Source organism: Paenibacillus sp. GCM10023250 (assembly GCF_042653205.1).
Lineage (GTDB): Bacteria > Bacillota > Bacilli > Paenibacillales > Paenibacillaceae > Paenibacillus_Z.
In genome coordinates, this window is sequence record NZ_JBHSHY010000038.1 from 13,892 (window position 1) to 34,503 (window position 20,612).

Consider the following 20,612-nt stretch of genomic DNA (forward strand, 5'->3'; position numbering starts at 1 on the left):
TAGTAAAACCTATTTTTTCTCAAAAAGCAAGCACGCCGCCGGGCCAGGAAACAAAAAGAAAAAGCGAAGGAAACCCTTCGCTTCGACTGTATCCTTCCGGATCGGGCGGCGCGCGCCGGTTCCGGTATTCGAGCCCGGGAGGGACTCTTGGTTTATACTATGTCCCCGCACGGCGAATGACACGGTTTGCCGCCTAATTCCGCGAAAAAAGGCAAGTTGCTCATACGGCTTGTTGCCCTCCTTCATACAATACTTCAGCATGATTCGCCATGGAGGGGAGCCACCTTGGACAGATCCGCAATTCTCCGCCTGTTGCACAGCGCGACTTCGATCGACGCCCCCGCCGCCAAACGGCGAATCGTCCGCTTCCGGCACTACAGCGACTACGAGCGCTTCCTGCTCGAATGGTCCAACTTCGGCGCGGAAGAGGACGCACCCGACGCCGTACGGCACCTTCCCTTCATCGAGGCTTTCTCCCTTCCCGTGACGAGCGAGCTGCTGGCCGCGGCTCCCGCCCACGACTTATGGATCGAGAACGACCCGCAGGTCTCGGTGCACGCCATCGTGCACAAGCCGACCGTCCGCGAGAAGGGCATCCCGTGGGGCGTGCAGGAAATCAAGGCGCCGCTCGCCTGGAGCACGACGACGGGCCACCGGGTCAAGGTCGGCGTCATCGATACCGGCGTCGATTTCAGCCACCCCGACCTCAAGCAATCGATCGGCCGCGGCATCAACCTGCTGAACCGCGGCACGCTGCCGCACGACGACAACGGGCACGGCACGCACATCTGCGGCACGATCGCGGCCGCGAACCAGGTGCACGGCATGATCGGCGTCGCCCCCCGCGCCACGGTCCATCCGGTCAAGGCGTTCGACCATAACGGCAGCGCCTACGTCTCGGACATCGTGCTCGGCATCGATTGGTGCGTGCGCAGCGGCATGAACATCATCAACATGAGCTTCGGCATGAAGACGCGCAGCAAATCGCTGCTGACGGCCGTGACCAACGCGTTCAACGCCGGCGTCATCATCGTGGCGTCCTCCGGCAACGACGGCAAGCGCAAATCGATCGACTATCCCGCCCGCTATCCGCAGACGATCGCGGTGGGGGCGACGAACCGGCTGCGGCGGATCGCGCCGTTCAGCAACCGGGGCATGTATATCGACGTGTACGCGCCCGGGGAAAAGATTCTCTCCTCCTGGCTGCGAGGCAAATATAACGAAATGAGCGGCACCTCGATGGCCACGTCCCACGTCAGCGGCGCCATCGCGCTGCTGCTCGCGCATCGCCCCGGGTTAACGCCGACGGAAATCAAGGCGGTGCTCAAGCGGGCCATGCTGCCCTTAAGAGGCACGAAAGCCCCCCGGCAGACCGGGGAGCTCGATGTGATGCGGATGCTGCAGGCCGTGGAACGGTAGGTTCCCGGCCTTTCGTTATGCGCCGCCCGCCGGCGGCGCGTCCGCGAGGCGAGGCGAGGCGAGCCGCGCCGCGCGTCCGCGGGACAAGCCCGGCGGCGCCCGCCTACATGCGCTCCGGCGCGGAGACGCCGACGAGCTTCAGCACGTTCGCGATCGCGACGCGGGTCGCGCCGAGCAGCGCGAAGCGCGCTTGCGTCTGCGCGGCGTCCTCGGTGATGACGCGTTCCGCGCGGTAGTAGCTGTGCAGCTGGGACGCCAGCTCGTAGACGTAGCGGATCAGGCGGTGCGGGGCGTACTGCGCCGCGGCTTCCGCGATTTCGAGCGGGAGCTCGCCGATCTTGCGGAGCAGGTCGAACTCGTGCTCCGACGTCAATTGGCCGAGGTCGACTTCGGCCAGCGGCAGCACCGCGACGCCCTGCTCCTCCGCTTGGCGGAAGATGCTGCAGATGCGCGCGTGGGCGTACTGCACGTAGAAGACCGGATTCTCGTTTGAGGTCGAAATAGCGAGGTCCATGTCGAAGTCGAGGTGCGAATCCATGCTGCGCATCGTGAAGAAGTAGCGGATCGCGTCCGTGCCGACCTCCTCGGTCAAGTCCTCCATCGTGACGGCCTTGCCGGTACGCTTGGACATCTTGACCTTCTCGCCGTTCTGGAACAGGCTGACCATCTGCGCGATGAGGACGACCAGCTTCTGCGGATCGTTGCCGAGCGCCTCCATCGCCGCCTTCACGCGCGGGATGTAGCCGTGGTGATCGGCGCCCCAGATGTTGATCATTTTGTCGAAGCCGCGCGCGTACTTGTCGCGGTGGTAAGCGATGTCCGGCGTCAAATAAGTGTACGAACCGTCATTTTTCACGAGCACGCGGTTCTTGTCGTCGCCGTACGGCATCGTGTCGAGCCAAGTCGCGCCTTCTTCCTCATAGACCTGGCCGCGGTCGCGGAGCGCCTGCAGCGCCTGCTCGACCTGGCCCGTCTCGTAGAGCGACGTCTCGCTGAACCAGACGTCGAAGTCGACGCGGAACTCGCTCAGGTCGCGCTTGATCTTGGCCAGCTCGCGCGTCAGGCCGTATTCGCGGAAGAACGCGAAGCGCTCTTCGTCCGGCAGCGACAGCAGGCGGTCGCCCTCGGACACGGCCAGCTCCTTCGCGAAGCCGACGATATCTTCGCCGTGGTAGCCGTCCTCGGGCATGCTCGCGTCGAGCCCGAGTGCCTGCCTGTAGCGCGCTTCGATCGAACGCGCGAGGTTCGCCACCTGGTTGCCGGCGTCGTTGATGTAATATTCGCGCGTGACGTTGTAGCCGGCGAAATCGAGCAGGTTGCAGAGCGCGTCGCCGACGGCGGCGCCGCGGGCGTGGCCGAGGTGCAGGCTGCCGGTCGGGTTGGCGCTGACGAACTCGACCTGTACGCGCTGGCCGGCGCCGAGGCCGACGCGCCCGTAATCGGCGCCCTGCGCAGCGGTTTGCGCGATGACCGGGTACAGGTAACTGCGGTCCATGCGGAAATTAATGAAGCCGGGGCCGGCGATTTCGGCGCTTTGGATCGACGCTTTCGCCTTGTCCAGATGAGCCAAAATCGCTTCGGCGATTTGGCGCGGGTTCTTCTTCGCGAGCTTCGTCAGCTGCATCGCCGCGTTCGTGGCGAGATCGCCGTGCGCCTTCTCCTTCGGCACCTCGAGCACGAAGACCGGCAGGTCCTCGCGCGCCGCCAAGCCGGCGGCGACGACCGCGTCGGCGATGGCGTCCTTCACTTGCTGGTGAAGCTGTTCAATTACGTTGGACATATGGATTCCTCCTAAAGTTTTGTGAGGCCGAGCCGGTATTCGGCGAGTGAAAGCAAAACTAACTTCGTAAGCATTCGCTTAGTTTTGTGAAGCCGAGCCGGTATTCGGCGAGATAGAACAAAACTGGCTTCGTAAGCATTAGCTAAGTTTTGCGGGCGCAGCCCGATCCGGCCTAGCCGCCGCTCGCAGCCGCTTCCGCGCGGAGCCGGATGACGAAATCGCCGATCTGCCCGCCGTCGACGAGCAGCTTGTAATGCCACTCCAGCAGCATCGGCAAATTCGGCAGCAGCCGTTCCCCGTCCTGACCGGCGTCCATCAAGCCGCCGAACTGCGCCCAGAGCAGGCTCGTCTCCGTCTCCAGCGCGAACGACGCATGCCGGGAGGCGTACTCCCCGCTTCGCCGCACGCCGGCCACGAACGTCTGCTGCGACTCCACGTCGCCCCGCCGGGTGACGCTGAGCTCGCCGTCGCGCCAGCGGACGACCGTCCGCACCGCGCTGTCCGCTTCGGTCTCCTCGTAGCGCAGGAAGAACGTGCCGCCCTTGCGGTACCATTCCCCGTCCATGACGCTGATCTGCTTCTCGCCGTCGATGACGCTTTCCAGCGTGATGATCACCGCTGCCTTATCGTTCATGCCGGCGGTCTCCCGTCTTCTTCATATGCTGTCCTCCCAAGCGATCGGACGGACGGCCGCGTCCAAGCGGCCGCACAAGTCCCGAATAACAAGAAAACCCCCGTCTCAAAAGAGACGGAGGCTGATGTCCGCGGTACCACTCTTCTGGTCTCGCCCATCCGCCAGGGCCCAACAGGCGCGGCGAAGAAGCGAAAACCTCTCGAACACGATAACGGGGTGACCGGATCGGCCTAGTCCGGCGTCCAAGCGAAGGGCGCCCTGTTCAGTCGATCAACTCCCGGGTGCGCTTCCCCTGCATCGCTGCGCCGGCTTCCACCGTCCCGGCTCGCTGCTGCCAGCGTCTTGCAGGCTACTGTCCCGTTCATCGTATGTGGCTGTTATTTTCCCTATTATATGCGACCCGTTGAAAATTGCAAGCGGCAAATGTCAGGCCAGGTACGGAAGCAGCGCCCGCCACGCCTCGATGCGGTCTGCCGTCGTGCGCATCGTCCGCGTCGGAATCGGGCTCGTCGACGGCAGCTTGAGCTTCGCCACCTCCGCGAAGGCGGGGTGATCCTTGAAATATTTCATGAACGTATCGTGCGACTTCGCGCCGTTGAACGCCAGGCAGCGGATGCCCGGATGTTCCGCGATCAGGCCCGGCAGATCGTTCGGGACCTCGTCCCGGATATTGGCGTCGAGGCTGCCCGCGCGCTCGCAGGACGCGATCACGTCCCACATGGCGATGCCGCGGGACGCCGCGAAGGCCAATCGCTCCGCGTACGGCTCGTCCGGCTCGAGCCCGTACAGCCCGTACAGCACCCGCCACAGATGGTTGCGCGGATTGCCGTAATATTGGTTGGCCGCCAGAGACGCCTCGCCCGGCATGCTGCCGAGGACGAGCGCCGTCGCCCCGTCGCGGATCATCGGCGGAAACGAATGGACGCGCATGGACGGATCGCCTCCTCTGCTCTTTCCTTCGAGCTTACTCGGAGACGGCGGCCGATGCAAGCGGCCCCTGTCCGGCCTCCGGCGCGCAGCGGGCTTGTCCGCCGCGCGAGGCCGCAGGGCGAACCTGCGCTACAGCTGGGGCGAAGGCGGAAAGCCGCTCAGCTTCTCCAGCCGCTGGCAGATCTCGTGCTGCCACTCGACGTCGCCGGCCATCGACGCGGCCAGAGACAGATTGTGCAAATTGGCGAATTGCCGGACGTGCATGGCATTGACCGCCAGACAATGCTCGAGGTCCGCCTGCTCTTCCCCGGTCAGATTCCGGGCCCCGCGAATGGTCCACAGCTCCGCAAGCCGTTCGTGTATCGGCAAAATGGTCATGCTTTTACGCCTCCCTTAATCGTCTCACACTATTAGCCAGTATGACCAAAAAAGAAAGCTTCCAAGCGCCGTTCGAGCGACTTTCCGAGGCGACCGCGGATTTCTTCGGACGGGAAACTATCGCTTGCTTCTAATATACGGCGACCATTCGCGGACGGTACCTTGACCGGGAAAACGGAACGAGCCGCGATCGCCGACGCGGCGAGGAGGCCGGCGGACACGCCAAAAAGCCGTCCGGCGCCGATAGCGGCGCGGCCGGACGGCCTGCTGGGGCCAAGCGCCGCGGCAGGCTGCCGGGGCGCGGGGGCAAGCGCGGCGGGGCGGCGCGGCCCCGCAACGAGCGGACGCCGGGCCAGCCGCCGCTGCCTGCAGCACCGGCGCCCTCTCGCCCTACTTCGCCGAGCGTTCGATATAAAGCGGGTTCGTCAAGCAGGTCATGACGGACACGCTCGTGCCAGGCGCGGTTCGGCGGGCTTCCAGCCGGTAGAACAGCCGGTCGGCGGCGCCTTCGAAGCGCAGCTGGACGCGGCCGCCAGCCGCAGCCGCCGCCGGGACGCGCACCGCCGGCACTTCCGCGGCGGCGGCTGCGCCGGCCGGTGCCGGCGCGCAGTCCGCCCCGCCCGGCGCGCCAAGTTCGCGAAGCGCGGCGAGCCCGAGCTGCGCGGCCCAGCCGCCGGCCGCGGCGTCCGCCTCCCACGTCTTCGCCGGGGCATCCGCCGGCGCTTCAATGTCCCACGACGCTTCGAGGCCGCGGTCCGACCAGAGCGCGACGCGGTCGCCCCGCGCGCCGTGAACGTCGATGACGAGCGGGATCGCGCCGCCCGCCGCGTCCACGGCCGTCCGCGGCAGCAGATCGCCGACGCCGTAATCGCCGGACGTCAGCGTCAGGAACGTCTCGTCCGGATCGAAGGACAGGACGACGCGTCCCTGCCGGATCCCGTCCAGCACGCCCTGCGCCGTCGTCCGGTCCGTCCGCACGGCGGCCGTCGGCCGGCCGTGCTTCACGAGCCGGTCGTCGGCGTGCGCGTCGCTGCCGCCGAGCGCGACCAAGCGGCGTCCCGCCGCAAGCTGCTCCTGCCACCAGGCGACAGCGCGCTCGTTAAGCGCCCGCCACGGGCCGTTCCATACTTCGATCGCGTCATGCGGCAGGTCGAAACCGAACTCCCACGGGCAGGACGGGCACAATGGATGGTTCAGCGAGACGAAGCCGCCCTGCGCCCGGATCTCGCCCAGCGCCGCCCGCGCTTGCTCCGGCGTCGTGACGCGGAAATCGCGCAGCGCCTCCGGCACGCCGTAGACGTTGGCGTGGCCGAAATAGCTCGTCAGCTCCACGCCCGGCAGCACGAGCAGCCGTTCGTCCTGCCCGATCGCGGTCCGGTTCTGCGACAGCGTGTTGTGATCGGTCAGCGCCATGTAGTCCAGCCCGCGCGCCGCGCACGACGCTTTGGCCGCCTCGATCGTGTAGCGCCCGTCGCTGTGCACGCTGTGCATGTGCAGGTCGCCCTTGATCCACCGTTCGCGCGGCTCGGTCAGTACGATGTCGATCGTGACCTCCGTGCCATCGGCGGGAATCTTGTACGCGCCGAGCAGCACGGCCCACTCGCCTTCGGCGACCGGTCCCGCCAGATAGCCCGGCGTCGCCAGCTCCGTGCCGACGAAGAACGATTGCCGGGCGCCGCCGCTCCATCCGACGATCCGCTCCGGCGAGCGGAGGCCGATATCGACGACCGCCTCCCCGCCGCCGCGTTCGTAGCGGTACGCCGCCTCGATGCGCTCCACCCGCCCGTTCACGGCGAACGGCACCTCCAGGTAGGTGCGCTCTTCGTCCTTGCCGATCCGTCTGCGCAGCGTCATGCGCCGTTGTCCCGTCTCCATCTGTCGTCCTCCTATTCTTTGCTGGCGCCGAGCAGGATGCCCTTCATGAAATATTTCTGCACGAACGGGTAGACCGCGATCAGCGGAAGGATGCTGATGACGATGCCCGCCATCCGTACGTTCGTCGTGACCATATAAGTGCCGGAGTTGCTGCTCGTGTCGATGATCATCGCCTTCAAGGCGACCTGAAGCGTGTATTTCATGGAATCGCTGATGAACATGACCGGCGCCGTGAACATGTTCCATCGGCCGACGAACTCGAACAGCGTCACGGTCGCGAGGCCCGCGGCCGCGAGCCGCAGGTACATCGTGAGAAAGATGCGGAATTCGCCGGCGCCGTCGATCTTGGCCGACTCCGACATCTCGAACGGAATGTTCAGGAAGAAGTTGCGCATGAGCAGGATCGAGAAGCCGGAGACAAGCCCCGACAGCACGAGCGCGCTCAGCGTATTAATGAGGTGCAGGTCCTTGTTGACCACGTAGAGCGGAATCATGATCGCTTCCTGCGGCACCATCATCGTAATCAGAATGAACGTAATCAACAGCTTCCGCCCCGGCAGGCGGGGATAGATGAAGACATAGCCCGCCAGGCTGGACAGCAGCACATGCAGCGTCGTGCCGACCACGGTCACAATGACGCTGTTCAGCAGCGGCCGCCAAATATCGAGGCTCTTCCAGACGATCTTGTATCCTTCCACGCTGAACTGCTTCGGCCACAGCACGATATCCGGCTGCATGGACGCGACGCCCGACGAGAACGACAACGCCAGCACGTTCAAGAACGGGATGATCATGGTCAGCATCAGAAGCAGCAGAAACAGCGCGTTCAACGTATCGAATACTTTATTTTTCCAGCCTAGCCGTTCGAATCGATCGGACATTGTTTACACCTCATCAAATCGTGTCATTCGCCGCACGACGAGCGTCAGCGCGAGCGTGATAATCAGGACGAAGAAGCTGGCCGCCGCGGCAGGCCCGAGCTTGATCTCGAGAATGCCTCTCTGGAACGTGTACATCATCAGCACGTCCACCTTCGAGGCGACCGTGGGATTGCGCAGGATGAACACTTGGTCGAATATCCGCAGGACGCCGAGCGTGTTCAGCAGGAAGACGACCTTCATCGTGTTGCCGAGCTGCGGAATCGTCACGTACACCAGCTGCTTCCAGCGCGAAGCGCCGTCCATGCGCGCCGCCTCGTACAGCGACGGATTGATGGAGACGATGGCCGCCAGGAACAGAATGCAGGTGTAGCCCATCTCCTTCCAAGCGGAGAGGAGAATCATGATCCAGCGCGCCCAGGTCGGATTCGACAGGAAATTGATCGGCGACAGATGGAAGACATGCACGAGGATCATATTGACGAGGCCGCTGTCCGGCGACAGCAGGAAGATCCAGATGCCCCCGATGACGACCCACGACAGCAAGTGCGGTACGTACAGGATCATTTGCGTCAGCTTCTTGTACCAGGTCCGCAGCACTTCGTTCAGCGACAGCGCGAGAATGAGCGGCGCGACGAAGCTGAAGAAGAGGATGCCGCCCCCGATGACGAGCGTGTTGACCATGGCGGCCCAGAACGTCGAGTCGTGCAGCACGAACTCGTAATTCGCGAAGCCGACGTAAGGCCGGTCGCCCATCAGCTTGTAATCCTGGAAGCTGGTCTGCAATCCTTTCACGAGCGGGTAGTAGGCAAATACGAGAAAATAAGCAATGACCGGCACCATCATCAAATAGAGCGCGCCGTATCTCTTCAATACCTTCATGACCTTATTCACGTCCTTCTCTGGTAAACGAGACCAATTTCGGGAAGAAAAGCGGGCAAGCAGGGGATCCGTGCTCCCCTGCCTGTCTCAGCTTGCTATGCACGTCTTGGCGAATCCGCTCGCGCGGGCCGCGGACATTGACCGTCGATGCGTTTCGGGCGCGAGAACGCCCTATTCGTCGATCAGGTTTTTGCTCAGCAGCTCGTCGTGCATCTTTTTCACGGCTTCGGCAGCGTCCATTTGGCCGGACATCGCTTTGAGCGCGTAGTCGTTCACGATTTTTTCCGCATCCGGCCAGGTCGGCAGCGTCAGCTCGAGCGTCGCGTCCTTCGTGACGAGATCCTGCGCTTCCTGAACGCCCGGCAGCTTGCCGAACGGATACTTGACGTTGGTGTTGTACCAGAACGGCACGCCGTGGTCCATGTTGTGCTCCGTGCCGGTCGGCGTCAGCTTGTACGCGTCGCCTTCCTTGGTATAATCCTCGCCTTCGATGCCCAGGCTGCCCAGCGTGAGGCCCGGCTCCGAGTTCCAGAACTCGAGGAATTTCTTCGCGGCGTCCGGATGCTCGGCGTTGGCCGGAATGATCCAGAAGTCCGGGTCTCCGCGGCGCATGAGGATGGTGCCGTCCGCGCCCGGAATGCTTGCGAGCCCTTCCGCTTGGAACTTGGTGTTCGGGTCTTCCGTCTTCTTCATGTTGTTGAACATGCCGACCCAAGCGTCCCAATACGTGACCATGCCGACGCGGTCGGTCAGGAACAGGTTGCGCATCTTGCCGGTGTCGTTCGTGACGAAGTTCGGATCCATGATGCCTTCCTTCACCAGCTTCGCGAACCATTCGTACATCGGTACCGCCGCTTCCGTCGCGTACGGAATCGTGCGCTTGCCGTCCTTCATCACATAGCGGGCTTTCACGCCGGCCGCGCTCATGAAGCCTTGGATATCGTAGAGACCGGACGTGCTGAGGCCGTACGTGTCGTTCTTGCCGTTGCCGTCGGGATCCTTTTCTTTGAACGCTTTAAGCACGTTATAGTACTCGTCGAGCGTCTTCGGCTCTTTCAGGCCGAGCTTGTCGAGCCAGTCCTTGCGGACGATCGGCATCGTGCCGCCCTGGAACTTGCTGAATACGGCCACGATCTTGCCGTCCTTGCTCTTCAGCTGATCCCATTCGCCCGAAGGGATGACCGCCGGATCGGACAGCACCGCGGAGTTGGTGACGAAATCGGTCAAATCCGTTACGACGCCTTGGTCGACGAAGCTTGCCAGCTTGCCAAGGTCGCTGAGCTCGATCAGGTCGTATTTCTCCCCGGAGCCGAGCGCCGTGAGCACCTTCTGGTCGTAATCGCTCGCCGGCTTCTCGATGGTCGCGTCGATGCCCGTCAGGCGTTTGATCTCGTCTTGGAACTTCGCGTTCTCTTCCGGCGTCTTGCCGCCGACGTTGGCATCGAGGATGCGCAGCTTCATGTCGCCCGCAGGGGCGTTGGCCGGCGCACCCGAAGCGTTGCCGCCCGTGTTCGCCGCATTGCCCGCACCATTATTGCCGCTCTCCGAGCCGCAGCCCGACAGCAGCATTGTTCCCGCGACGGCGACCGTCGACATCGTCAACCATACTTTTTTGTTCATTTCGTTCGTTACCCTCCTGAACGCGTAAGCGTGTGGTGTGTGATCGATTCAGCCTGTCAACCTCGAGAATTACTATGCCTATTAATGATAGAGTCGAAGCCGGCGGCTTCGCTTGCATCCGCTGCGCGGCCGGCCGAATGGCGGGCGAGCTACGGGCGCGAAGCCGCCGGCGGCGCGCAGGAGCCGCGGATGACAAGCTCCGTCGGCACGAGCGTCCGCTTCGCGGTTCTCTCCGCCGTGCCGAGCTGCTCGAGCAGCAGCCGGGTCGCCTCGGCGCCCAGCCGGTCCGAATGGAGCCGTACGCCGGTGAGCGGCGGCGAGAACTCCGGCGAGAGCACGGAATCGTCGCTGAACGCGAATACCGACAGCTGCTCCGGAATGCGCAGCCCGAGCCGCTCCGCCGCCTTGTACACGCCGAGCGCCATCGTGTCGGTATCGGCGATGACCGCCGTCACGTCCGGCGAAGCCGACAGCGCGGCGAGCGCCGATTCGTAGCCGAAGGCGTGCGAAGACATGCCCTGCAGCGGCCTGTGCAGCATCCGGCCCGGCTTCGGCTCGAGGCCGGCCTGCCAGAATGCCGCGGCGTAGCCCGCGCCCCGGTCCGCCGATACGGTGCTTCCGGCGGGCGCGTTCAGAAACAAGATGTCCCGGTGCCCGAGCTCCAGCAAGTACCGCGTGACCTGGGTCGCCATGCCGACGTTGTCGTTATCGACGTAGCTGACCCGTCCTTCGTAGGAGCCCGGCGGACGGCCGACGATGACGACGGGCAGGCCGCTCTCGAACCGCTCCGCGATCCGCTCGTCCCCATCGATGGGGTCCAGCAGAATCTCGCCGTCGACCGGATCGGAGACGATGTGCTCGACCTGGCTCAGGTAGGCGGGCGACAGCGTGTTGACGAGGAGCCGGTAGCCGTGCTCGTAGCAGACGCGCAGCACCCCGTTCAACAGCGAGAGATGGAACTGCCCGAACTGGAACGATTCGCCGCGGATGTTCAGGCCGAGAATGCTCGTCGAACGGCTGGCGAGGCTTCTCGCCCAATAATTCGGCTTATAATGCAGCGATTTGGCCGCCGCGAGTACGCGCTCGGTCACTTCTTTGCTGATGGGCCGTTTCTTGCTGAATACGCTCGAAACCGTGCCCTTGGATACGCCGGATGCCTTCGCGACGTCGTCGATGGTAGCCAAAAATCGTCGTGCCTCTCTTTCTTCCGTTTGCATGCGGCCATGTGGGAACGGTACCATCCCGAAGACAAGCTTAAACCGGTTTTGTAAAATACGTTTCAAACTGATGCTTATTTATTGTAAATCCGGGATTTTCATTGGTTGTTCATTAATATACAGCTGTTTTTGGGCATATTTTCCCATTAATTAGTAGAAAAGAATCATTAAACCGCTTTAACAAAACCTTATCTTCATCGTATGCGCCTTCGTGCTACAATAGAAGCCATCTTGACCCGGAAAGGATGCGGTAACATGAAGAACATCACGATATTCAGCGGACTAGGCGGCATCGCCGTCGGGGCGCACCGCGGGGCTTCGGCTTATGCGCCGGAAAATACGATGGCGGCCTTCGAGCGCGGTTTGGCTTGCGGGGCAGAGCTCATCGAGCTCGACGTGCAGTTGACGAAGGACGGCGAAGTCGTTGTCTTTCACGATCTGACGGTGAACAAAACGACGAACGGACACGGTCCGTTGCACGACCATACATTAGCGGAGCTGCGCGCGCTGGATGCCGGCTCCTGGTTCTCGAACGACTACGCCGGCGAGCGCGTGCCGACGCTCGAGGAAGTGCTTGTCTGGGCGCGGGACCGGATCAAGCTCAGCATCGAATTGAAGCAGCCGTTGGACCGCCTGGAACCGGCGCTCGCCCACCGGACGGCCCGCCTCGTCGCGGAGCACGGCATGAACGGACAGGCGCAGCTGATGTCCTTCCGGCACGATCTCGTGAAGGCCGTGCGCGACGTCAATCAAGAGGTTCTGACGGCCGCGATCAGCGCGCACTTGATCGAACGGCCGATCGCGCTGCTCGAGGAGCTCGGGGCGCAGATCTTGAATACGCCGCTGCAGCATCTGTCCGAGGAGCGGGTCGCGGAGCTGCATGACCGCGGCTTCTACGTCTACGGCAGCATGTCGGACGATCCGGCCGTGTTCGAGCGGCTGATGGCGATGGGCGTCGACGCGATGGACACGAATGTGCCCGACGTCATGGTCGGGCTGCGCCGGAATTATCGCGCCGCGCTAAGCCGGGGCTTCGCCCCTGCCGGCTTGATCGCCGGCAGCACGCTCTGAGCAGCGCACCGACCCGCGCAACACCCGCCATACACGCAAAAAAACCGCTCCGGCCGTGCGCGATGCACGGACCGGAGCGGTTTTTATTATACGGCTTGCGGCGGCTCGGCCGAGTCCCCCGCCAGCGGGGCGGCCCGGGCCGCCGTTAAGCCGGCGTTAGTCCTTGATGAAGCCGAGCAGCATCTCGCGGATGACCTTCGCCGCGACGATCTGCGTTTGCTCCGTCGGGTCGTAGGCTGGGGCGACTTCCACGAGGTCGCAGCCGACGACGTTGATGCCCGCGCGCGCGATGGCGTGCACGGCGTCGATGAGCTCCTTCGAGGTGATGCCGCCGGCTTCCGCCGTGCCGGTGCCCGGCGCCGCGGACGGATCGAGCACGTCGATGTCGATCGTCAGGTAGACGGAACGGCCGGCCAGCTCGGGCAGCACTTTCTTGAGCGGCTCCAGCACTTCGAACGGGTAGAAATTGATGTTCTCGCGGGCGAACTGCCATTCCTCGCGCGAGCCGGAGCGGATGCCGAACTGGTACACGTTCTTGCCGCCGATCAGGTTCGCAGCCTTGCGCAGCGGCGTGGAGTGCGAGAGCGGCTCGCCCTCGTACTGCTCGCGCAGGTCGGCGTGCGCGTCGAAGTGGATGATCGCGAGATCCGGGTATTTCTTATAGACCGACTGGAAAATCGGCCACGAGCACAGATGCTCGCCGCCGAGCCCGACCGGCATCTTGCCGTCGGCCAGCACGCCGTCTACGAACTCGCCGATGATGTCGAGCGAGCGCGCCGCGTTGCCGAACGGCAGCAGCAGGTCGCCGGCGTCGAAGTACGAGATGTCCTCGAGGCTGCGGTCCAGGTACGGGCTGTACTCCTCCAGCCCGATCGAGACTTCGCGGATGCGCGGCGGGCCGAAGCGCGAGCCCGGGCGGAACGAGACGGTAAAATCCATCGGCATGCCGTAGATGACGGCCTTGGACGATTGGTAGTCTTCCGAGCTCAGGATGAACACGTTGCCGGAATATTTTTGATCGAGTTTCATAGTCGGTATCGGTCCTTCCTTATTTCACGAGATCTTCGACGAATTTCGGCAGCACGAACGCGGCCTTGTGCAGGCGCGGCGAATAGTACTTCGTGTCGATTTCCGGAATGGCGGACTCGTCGACCTCGAGCGGATCGTACTTCTTGCTGCCCATCGTGAACGTCCACAGGCCGCTCGGGTACGTCGGTACGTTCGCCCAGAACACGCGCACGATCGGGAACACTTCCTTCACGTCGCGGTTGACGTTCTTGATGAGGTCTGGCGTGAACCACGGGTTGTCCGTCTGCGCCACGAAGATGCCGTCTTCCTTCAAGGAATCGTAGATGCCTTGGTAGAAGCCGCGCGTGAACAGGTTGACCGCCGGGCCGACCGGCTCCGTGGAGTCGACCATGACGACGTCGTATTCGTTCTTGTGGTCGTGGATGTGCATGAAGCCGTCGTTCACGATGACTTCGACGCGCGGGTCGTCCAGGCCGCACGCGATGTTCGGCAGATATTTCTTCGAATATTCGATGACTTTGCCGTCGATGTCGACCAGCACCGCCTTCTCCACGTTCGGATGCTTCAGGATTTCGCGGATGACGCCGCCGTCGCCGCCGCCCACGACGAGCACCTTCTTCGGATTCGGGTGCGTGTACAGCACGGGATGCGCGACCATCTCATGGTAGACGAACTCGTCCTTGTCCGTCGTCATGACCATACCGTCGAGGACGAGCATCGTGCCGAATTCTTCGGTTTCGATCATATCGAGCTTCTGGAATTCCGTCTGCTCGCTCACGTACGTTTCTTTGATTTTGGCGGTAATGCCGTAGGTCGGGGTTTGCTTCTCCGTAAACCACAATTCCATCGGTTAAATCCCTGCTTTCTTGTATGTATGGTTGAGCCGTTGATTCATAAGGTCGCATGTTTCCTTTTGTATTATAAGTTAACGGAGGGAAAAAGCAACCTTCCGTCAACCCCGCCCAAAAATTTCATTCCCCCGGCTCCCGTCGCCTGAATACCATGCCCCAATGTTTTCCATACTAGTTGGATAGCTACGGAAAATGCAAGGAGGCATCGGGTATGAGCTGGTATCGCATGAAGCGGGGCGGCGGCGGGAAACGCCGGCTGCCGGCCGCCATTCAAGCCGAGCGGTGGATGCCGCTGCTGCGCCGGCTGCGCAAGGGGCTGTTGTACGCGGGCGGATCGCTGCTCGTGCTGTTCATGGCCGCGTTCGGCTTCCTCTATTACCTGCGCGTGCAGGCGCTGCCGGCTTCGTCCGTCAGCCAGACGTCGCAGATGCTGGACCTGCAAGGGCATATCATCGACACGTTCCACGCCGGCGAGAACCGGCAGTCGGTGCCGCTGAAGGAAATTTCGCCGTACCTCGTGGAGGCGACGCTCGCGATCGAGGACCGGCGCTTCTTCGATCATCTCGGCTTCGATCTGAAAGGAATGGCGCGCGCCGCCTCCGTCAATCTGGAGCATCTCTCGCGGGAGCAGGGCGCGAGCACGGTGACGCAGCAGCTCGCCCGCAATCTGTACCTCACGCACGAGCGGACCTGGTCGCGCAAGCTGAAGGAAGCGATGTACACGATTCAGCTGGAGATGCACTATTCGAAGGACGAGATTCTCTCGATGTACCTCAATCAGATCTATTACGGCCACGGCGCGTACGGGGCGGAAGCCGCCTCGCAGCTCTACTTCGGCAAGCACGCCTCCGATCTGACGCTCGCGGAGAGCGCCATGCTCGCGGGCATCCCGAAGGGCCCGAAATATTATTCGCCTTACATGGACATGAAGAACGCCAAGGACCGGCAGCGGACGATCCTGCAGACGATGGCCGATCAAGGCATCATCCTGCAGGCGGACGCCGAGGCCGCGGGCGCGCAGCTGCTGAGCTTCGTGCCGCTCGGCTCGAGCAAGCAGGCCGGCATCGCGCCGTACTTCCGGGACTACATCCGGTACGTGGCGGTCGACAAGCTCGGCATCGCCGAGCATCTGCTGAGCGAAGGCGGCATCCGCATCTATACGACGCTGGATCCCGAGGCGCAGCGCGCCGCGGAGGAAGCGGTCGCCTCCGGCATCCCGGCCGCCTCCGAGCAGCAGGCCGCGCTCGTGTCGATCGATCCGCGCACCGGCTACGTCAAGGCGATGGTCGGCGGACGGGATTACAAGACGAACCAGTATAACCGCGTGTTCGCCACGACGCGCCAGCCGGGCTCGTCGTTCAAGCCGATATTGTACTTAACGGCGCTGCAGCAGGGCGCGCTGACGCCGGTGTCCCAGTTCAAGAGCGCGCCGACCGTCTTCACCTACGACGACGGCCGCAAGACGTACGCGCCAAGCAACTACAACAACAAGTACACGAACGGGCTCATCGACATGCGGCAGGCGATCGCCTCGTCCGACAACATCTACGCGGTCAATTCGATTATGAAGGTCGGCCCGCAGAACGTCATCGACATGGCGCGCAAGCTCGGCATCGACAGCGCGATGAAGCCGCTGCCGTCGCTCGCGCTCGGCACGTTCCCGGTCAGCCCGTTCGAGATGGCTTCCGCGTTCGGCACGTTCGCGAACGGCGGCGTCCGGATCGAGCCGACCGCGATTCTGCGGATCGAGGACAGCAAGGGCGAGGTGCTGTACGAAGCGAAGCCAGCGGCCGTGCCGGTCGTCGACGCCGCGCATGCGTACGTGCTCACGAGCTTGATGGAGAGCGTCTTCGATGCCGGGGGCACGGGCAACCGCGTCTCCGCCATGATCAAGCGCCCGGTTGCCGGCAAGACCGGCACGACGGCGACCGATGCCTGGCTCGTCGGCTACACGCCGGAGCTGGCGACGGCCGTCTGGGTCGGCTACGACAAGGGACGCAAGCTGACGCCCGCCGAGGCGCACCGCGCGGCCCCGATCTTCGCCGCGTACACGGAGAAGGCGCTCGCGGCGGTGCCGCCGAAGATCTTCCCGCTGCCGGACGGCGTCGTCTCCGTCTACGTCGATCCCGAGACCGGCAAGCTGGCCGGCAAGACCTGCCCGAACCGGCGGCTCGAGACGTTCGTCAGCGGCACGCAGCCGGTCGAGGTGTGCGGCGCGCACGGCGATACGGGGGATGCGGCAGCCGGCGGGGATGAAGCGAAGCAGGCGCAGACGACACACTGGTGGAAGCAGCTCAAGCGCTGGTGGACCAATTAGGGCCGCGGCGCGGCGGCGGAGCTGGGCGCCGCCCCGGCCAGGACAAAGAAGGCTGCAAGCGGGATGACCCGCTTGCAGCCTTCTTCTTTGTATGGAGACCTATGGGGCCTGGTATGCGTGCGAACCTGGCATCTGGCAGTCGCATGGGGGCTGCACGCTCACTCCCTGCCCCGCTCGTCCCCGTACCACAGCTCCCGGAACGTCTCGCTCGACGCGAGCAGCTGCTCCACGGTGCCCTCTTCCTCGATCCGGCCGTCCTTCATGACGATGATCCGGTCGGCGTGCGCGAGCGCGGTCCGGCGGTGGGACACGACGAGGCATGTCGCGTCTCCCCGGCTCTCGAACAGCCGCTCCCACAGCTTCGCTTCCGTCTCGACGTCGAGCGCGCTCGAGACGTCGTCGAAGACGTACAGCTCCGCCTCCCGCACGAGCATCCGCGCCGCGGCGGTCCGCTGCATCTGCCCGCCCGACAGCTTGACGCCGCGCGGCCCGACCACCGTCTCGAGCCCCTGCTGCAGATGGGCGACGTCGTACTCCATAACGGCGTCGTGCACGGCCCGCCCGATCTTGTTCTCCTCGTTCGGCTGGCCGAGCAGGATATTGTTGCGCAGCGTGTCGCTGTACAGCCGCGGAATCTGCGCGGCGTACGCGCTGCGGGCCGGCGCGAAGAACGCGGCGGGATCCTCGACCGGCTCGCCGTTCCACGCGATCGTCCCTTCGTCCTTCGGCAGCAGGCCGAGCAGCGCCCGGACGAGCGTCGTCTTGCCGGCGCCGATGGCGCCCGTCACGACGGTGAACGAGCCGCCCTCGAGCCGCAGCGAGATGTCCGCGATGCCCCGGCCGGTGTCGGGGTACCGGTACGACAGCCCCGACACCTCCAGCGTCCGCAGCGGCTCGGGCACGTCGAGCGGCGCCGCGCCGCCGCCGGCTTCCGCCGCCTCGCGGGCGCCCTTGCGGAGCGGCAGCGCCGCCTTCCGCGTCAGAATGCGGGCCGGTGCGCCCTGCAGCAGCTCCAGCATCCGCGCCAGCGCGACGCTCATTTGCTTGAAGTAGGTCATGAACTTGCCCACGTTCGAGATGACCTGCGTGACGAACGTCAGGTAGTAGACGAAGAGAGAGAAATCCCCGACCGTAAAGCCGCCGCCGCGCATCTTCGAGCCCGCGAGCAGCAGGATGACCCCGATGCCGAGGTTGACGGCGTTCGTGAAGACGGCGTCGAGCGCCTCGCCGAGCAGCTTATCCCGCAGCATCGTCTTGCGGCGCGCCTCGCCGAGCCGGCGGAACCGCTCGATGACGCGCTCCTCCGCGCCGGCGACCTGGATCGCCTGGACGTTGCCGAACATCTCGCTGATCGCGCCGGTCACGCGCGCGGTCGCCTCGCGGCTCGCGGCCCGGTATTTCTGCAGCCGCGACGTGGCCAGCTGCGCCACCGTAACGACGAGAATCAGTGGCACGAACACGAGCAGCGTCATCTCCACGTCGATCTTGAGCAGTATGTAGCTCGAGACGATCGCGAAGCAGGTCAGGCCGAAGACGTCGACCGACCAGCTGACGGCTTCCTCCGTCTGGTCGACGTCGTCGCGGAAGTAGCTGATCGCTTCCCCCGGGGAGACCGGGATGGCCCGCGCGCCGGGCTGCTTCAGCACGTGGCCGAGCAGGTTGCGGCGCAGGATCATGGCGACGCGGAAGCGGAACTCCACGTCGGTGATGCAGCCGACGTAGATCATCGCGACCCGCGCGAGGGCCGCCGCGAGCAGCAGCGCGATGATGCCCCACGTGCCGACCTTCAGCGTGTCCTCGCCGGTCAGCGAATCGAAGAACTGCTGCGTGATGAGGCCGGGCGCGATCGGAATCAGGTAGATGACGGTCCAGGCGAGCGCGTTGGCCGCGTACAGCAGCGGCCGGAACGTGATCAGCCGGACCAGGAATTGAAAGGTCGTCATGCGAGCACCTCCTCGAGCCCCGTGGCCAGCATCGCGCTGAACCGCGACCGTGGATCGGCCGCCAGCGCCTCCCGGTCGCCGGCCTCGATGACGGCGCCGTTGTCGAGGATGGCGATTTTGTCCGCGCGCTGCACCGTGGCGAGGCGGTGGGCGATGATGATGCACGACCGGTTCGCGAGCAGCTTGCCGATCGCGTCCTCGATGCGCTGCTCGGTCAGCGGGTCGAGGCGGGACGAAGCTTCGTCCATGATGATGAGCCCGGGATCGGTCAGGAACACGCGGGCGAAGGCGAGCAGCTGCGCTTCGCCCGCGGACAGGCTGCCGCCCCCGGAGGCGAGCATCGTATCCAGCCCTTCCGGCATGGAAGCGTACCAGCTTCCCAGTCCGAGCTGCTCCAGCACCTCGACGATGCGTTCGTCGGGCACGGACGCGTCGTAGAACGTCAAGTTATCGCGGATCGTGCCCTCCATGATCTCGATGTTTTGCGTGACCAGGGCCACCCGCCGGCGCAGGCCGCTCACCTTGCACGCCCGGATGTCGGTGCCGCCGATCCGGATCGCGCCTTCCTGCGGATCGTAGAAGCGAAGCAGCAGCCGCGCGAGCGTCGACTTGCCACTGCCGGTGCGGCCGAGCAGGCCGAGCACCTCGCCGGGCGCGAGCGACAGCCGCAGCCCCTTCAGCGTCGGCTCGCCGGCATTGTCCTCGTACGAGAACGTCACGTCGTCGAACGCCACGGCGAGCGGACCGTCCGGCAGCGGCGCGCCCGGGCCGTCGGCGATGGCGGCGCGCGTCTCGAACAGCGCCCGGATGCGCGCGATGCTGGCGTCCGCCTTCTGCAGATCCTCCATCTGCGTGCGGATCTTCTCGATCGGCTTGGCGAGCAGCTCCGTGTAGAAGAAGATCAGGTACACCGTGCCGAGCGAGATCGCGTCCGTCTTCCATAGATACGCGCTGATCGCGAACGCCATCGCGTTGCCGAGCGTAAACACGACGATCGTCGTGTTCCACATCGAGGCGAAGCCGATGAACGCCCGCAGCCGCACGCGCAGCATATGGGGCATCATGGCGTAGAAACGGCCCATGACGAAGCCCGACGCGCCGTTCGCCCGGATGTCCTCCGTGCCTTCGAGCTGCTCGCCGATGAAGCCGTACAGCTCCGCGCTCGTCTGCCGCCACTCCTTCCAGAACGGCCCGTTGAACTTGCGGATCCGCTGGATGACGAAGATCGCGCCGACGACGAATACCGTCATGCCCGCGCCGATCATCCAGCTTTCGCGGAACAGCAGCACGATGATGCCGATCATGAGCAGGCAGTTGCCGAGGAGATGGATGATCATGCTGGAGAAGAAGTTCGCCAGCGCGTTCACGTCGCCGTCGACCCGCTCGATGAGCGCGCCCGACGTTTGCGACTTGTGGAACGGCATGTCGAGCGCGAGGCAGTGCGCCGCGAGGTCGGCACGCAGCTCGTTCGTCGTCTTCCAGCCGAGGTTCTCGCTATAATACGTCGCCAGCACGGACACGCCGCCCTGCAGCACCGAGAAGCCGATGAACAGCGCGGCGGCGGCGAGCAGCGGCTGCAGGCTGCCGCCCGCCTGCGCCTTGTCGATGAAGAAACGGATGATCTGCGGATTGGCGAGCTGCAGGCCGATCGTGAGGATCAGCAGCGCCGCCAGCATCCACAGCGTATGCTTCTGAGGCAGCAAGTAGCGCCGGAGCAGGTCGGCGTACTGCGTGCGTCCTTTCGGTTGCGGGTTCATGCCCTACCCTCCTGAATTAGAACGTCTGTTC

Annotated in this window: 16 protein-coding genes; 3 read left to right on the forward strand and 13 right to left on the reverse strand. The window is 64.2% G+C overall.

What is annotated here, in order from left to right; all coding sequences use genetic code 11:
- The first annotated feature begins 285 nt into the window (after positions 1-285).
- Positions 286-1,419 (forward strand): S8 family peptidase, encoded by a 1,134-nt coding sequence (locus ACFPB1_RS22055; RefSeq protein ID WP_379228275.1) that lies wholly within the window; start codon positions 286-288, stop codon positions 1,417-1,419.
- 103 nt (positions 1,420-1,522) lie between these two features.
- On the opposite strand, the gene argS is transcribed toward ACFPB1_RS22055, so the two are convergent.
- The 9 genes from argS to ACFPB1_RS22100 all read right to left on the reverse strand — a co-directional run bounded on the left by argS (position 1,523) and on the right by ACFPB1_RS22100 (position 11,580).
- Positions 1,523-3,199, reverse strand: coding sequence for an arginine--tRNA ligase (argS, locus tag ACFPB1_RS22060; protein WP_379228276.1), 1,677 nt, complete (start codon positions 3,197-3,199; stop codon positions 1,523-1,525).
- Positions 3,200-3,371: 172 nt separating this feature from the next.
- Positions 3,372-3,833, reverse strand: coding sequence for a DUF1934 domain-containing protein (locus ACFPB1_RS22065; RefSeq protein WP_379228277.1), 462 nt, complete (start codon positions 3,831-3,833; stop codon positions 3,372-3,374).
- 426 nt (positions 3,834-4,259) lie between these two features.
- Positions 4,260-4,763, reverse strand: coding sequence for a DNA-deoxyinosine glycosylase (locus tag ACFPB1_RS22070; RefSeq protein WP_379228278.1), 504 nt, complete (start codon positions 4,761-4,763; stop codon positions 4,260-4,262).
- A gap of 129 nt (positions 4,764-4,892) precedes the next feature.
- Positions 4,893-5,141 (reverse strand): DUF7667 family protein, encoded by a 249-nt coding sequence (locus ACFPB1_RS22075; protein WP_177222388.1) that lies wholly within the window; start codon positions 5,139-5,141, stop codon positions 4,893-4,895.
- Between the two features lie 390 nt (positions 5,142-5,531).
- On the reverse strand, positions 5,532-7,016 hold the full coding sequence (locus ACFPB1_RS22080) for a CehA/McbA family metallohydrolase (RefSeq protein ID WP_379228279.1): 1,485 nt from the start codon (positions 7,014-7,016) through the stop codon (positions 5,532-5,534).
- An 11-nt stretch (positions 7,017-7,027) separates the two neighbouring features.
- On the reverse strand, positions 7,028-7,897 hold the full coding sequence (locus ACFPB1_RS22085; RefSeq protein ID WP_379228280.1) for a carbohydrate ABC transporter permease: 870 nt from the start codon (positions 7,895-7,897) through the stop codon (positions 7,028-7,030).
- Between the two features lie 3 nt (positions 7,898-7,900).
- Positions 7,901-8,776: an ABC transporter permease subunit gene (locus ACFPB1_RS22090; protein WP_379228281.1), complete on the reverse strand. Its 876-nt coding sequence runs from the start codon at positions 8,774-8,776 to the stop codon at positions 7,901-7,903.
- Between the two features lie 171 nt (positions 8,777-8,947).
- Positions 8,948-10,396 (reverse strand): extracellular solute-binding protein, encoded by a 1,449-nt coding sequence (locus ACFPB1_RS22095; protein WP_379228282.1) that lies wholly within the window; start codon positions 10,394-10,396, stop codon positions 8,948-8,950.
- Positions 10,397-10,545: 149 nt separating this feature from the next.
- Positions 10,546-11,580: a LacI family DNA-binding transcriptional regulator gene (locus ACFPB1_RS22100; protein ID WP_379228283.1), complete on the reverse strand. Its 1,035-nt coding sequence runs from the start codon at positions 11,578-11,580 to the stop codon at positions 10,546-10,548.
- Positions 11,581-11,868: 288 nt separating this feature from the next.
- Between ACFPB1_RS22100 and ACFPB1_RS22105 the strand changes: the two genes are divergently transcribed.
- Positions 11,869-12,684, forward strand: coding sequence for a glycerophosphodiester phosphodiesterase (locus tag ACFPB1_RS22105; protein WP_379228284.1), 816 nt, complete (start codon positions 11,869-11,871; stop codon positions 12,682-12,684).
- A 156-nt stretch (positions 12,685-12,840) separates the two neighbouring features.
- On the opposite strand, the gene speB is transcribed toward ACFPB1_RS22105, so the two are convergent.
- Both speB and speE read right to left on the reverse strand, forming a co-directional pair.
- Complete coding sequence (gene speB / locus ACFPB1_RS22110) at positions 12,841-13,713, reverse strand: agmatinase (protein WP_379228286.1); 873 nt, start codon at positions 13,711-13,713, stop codon at positions 12,841-12,843.
- 19 nt (positions 13,714-13,732) lie between these two features.
- Positions 13,733-14,560 carry a polyamine aminopropyltransferase gene (gene speE / locus ACFPB1_RS22115; RefSeq protein WP_379228287.1) on the reverse strand — a complete coding sequence of 276 codons (828 nt, stop codon included), beginning with the start codon at positions 14,558-14,560 and terminating at the stop codon, positions 13,733-13,735.
- 215 nt (positions 14,561-14,775) lie between these two features.
- Here speE and ACFPB1_RS22120 point away from each other — a divergent pair, with 215 nt between their 5' ends.
- Positions 14,776-16,881, forward strand: a complete 2,106-nt coding sequence (locus tag ACFPB1_RS22120; protein WP_379228288.1) for a transglycosylase domain-containing protein — start codon at positions 14,776-14,778, stop codon at positions 16,879-16,881.
- Positions 16,882-17,039: 158 nt separating this feature from the next.
- On the opposite strand, the gene ACFPB1_RS22125 is transcribed toward ACFPB1_RS22120, so the two are convergent.
- Both ACFPB1_RS22125 and ACFPB1_RS22130 read right to left on the reverse strand, forming a co-directional pair.
- Positions 17,040-18,824 (reverse strand): ABC transporter ATP-binding protein, encoded by a 1,785-nt coding sequence (locus tag ACFPB1_RS22125; protein ID WP_379228289.1) that lies wholly within the window; start codon positions 18,822-18,824, stop codon positions 17,040-17,042.
- Positions 18,821-20,581, reverse strand: coding sequence for an ABC transporter ATP-binding protein (locus tag ACFPB1_RS22130; RefSeq protein WP_379228290.1), 1,761 nt, complete (start codon positions 20,579-20,581; stop codon positions 18,821-18,823). The genes ACFPB1_RS22125 and ACFPB1_RS22130 overlap by 4 nt, the downstream gene beginning before the upstream one ends.
- Positions 20,582-20,612 lie beyond the last annotated feature (31 nt).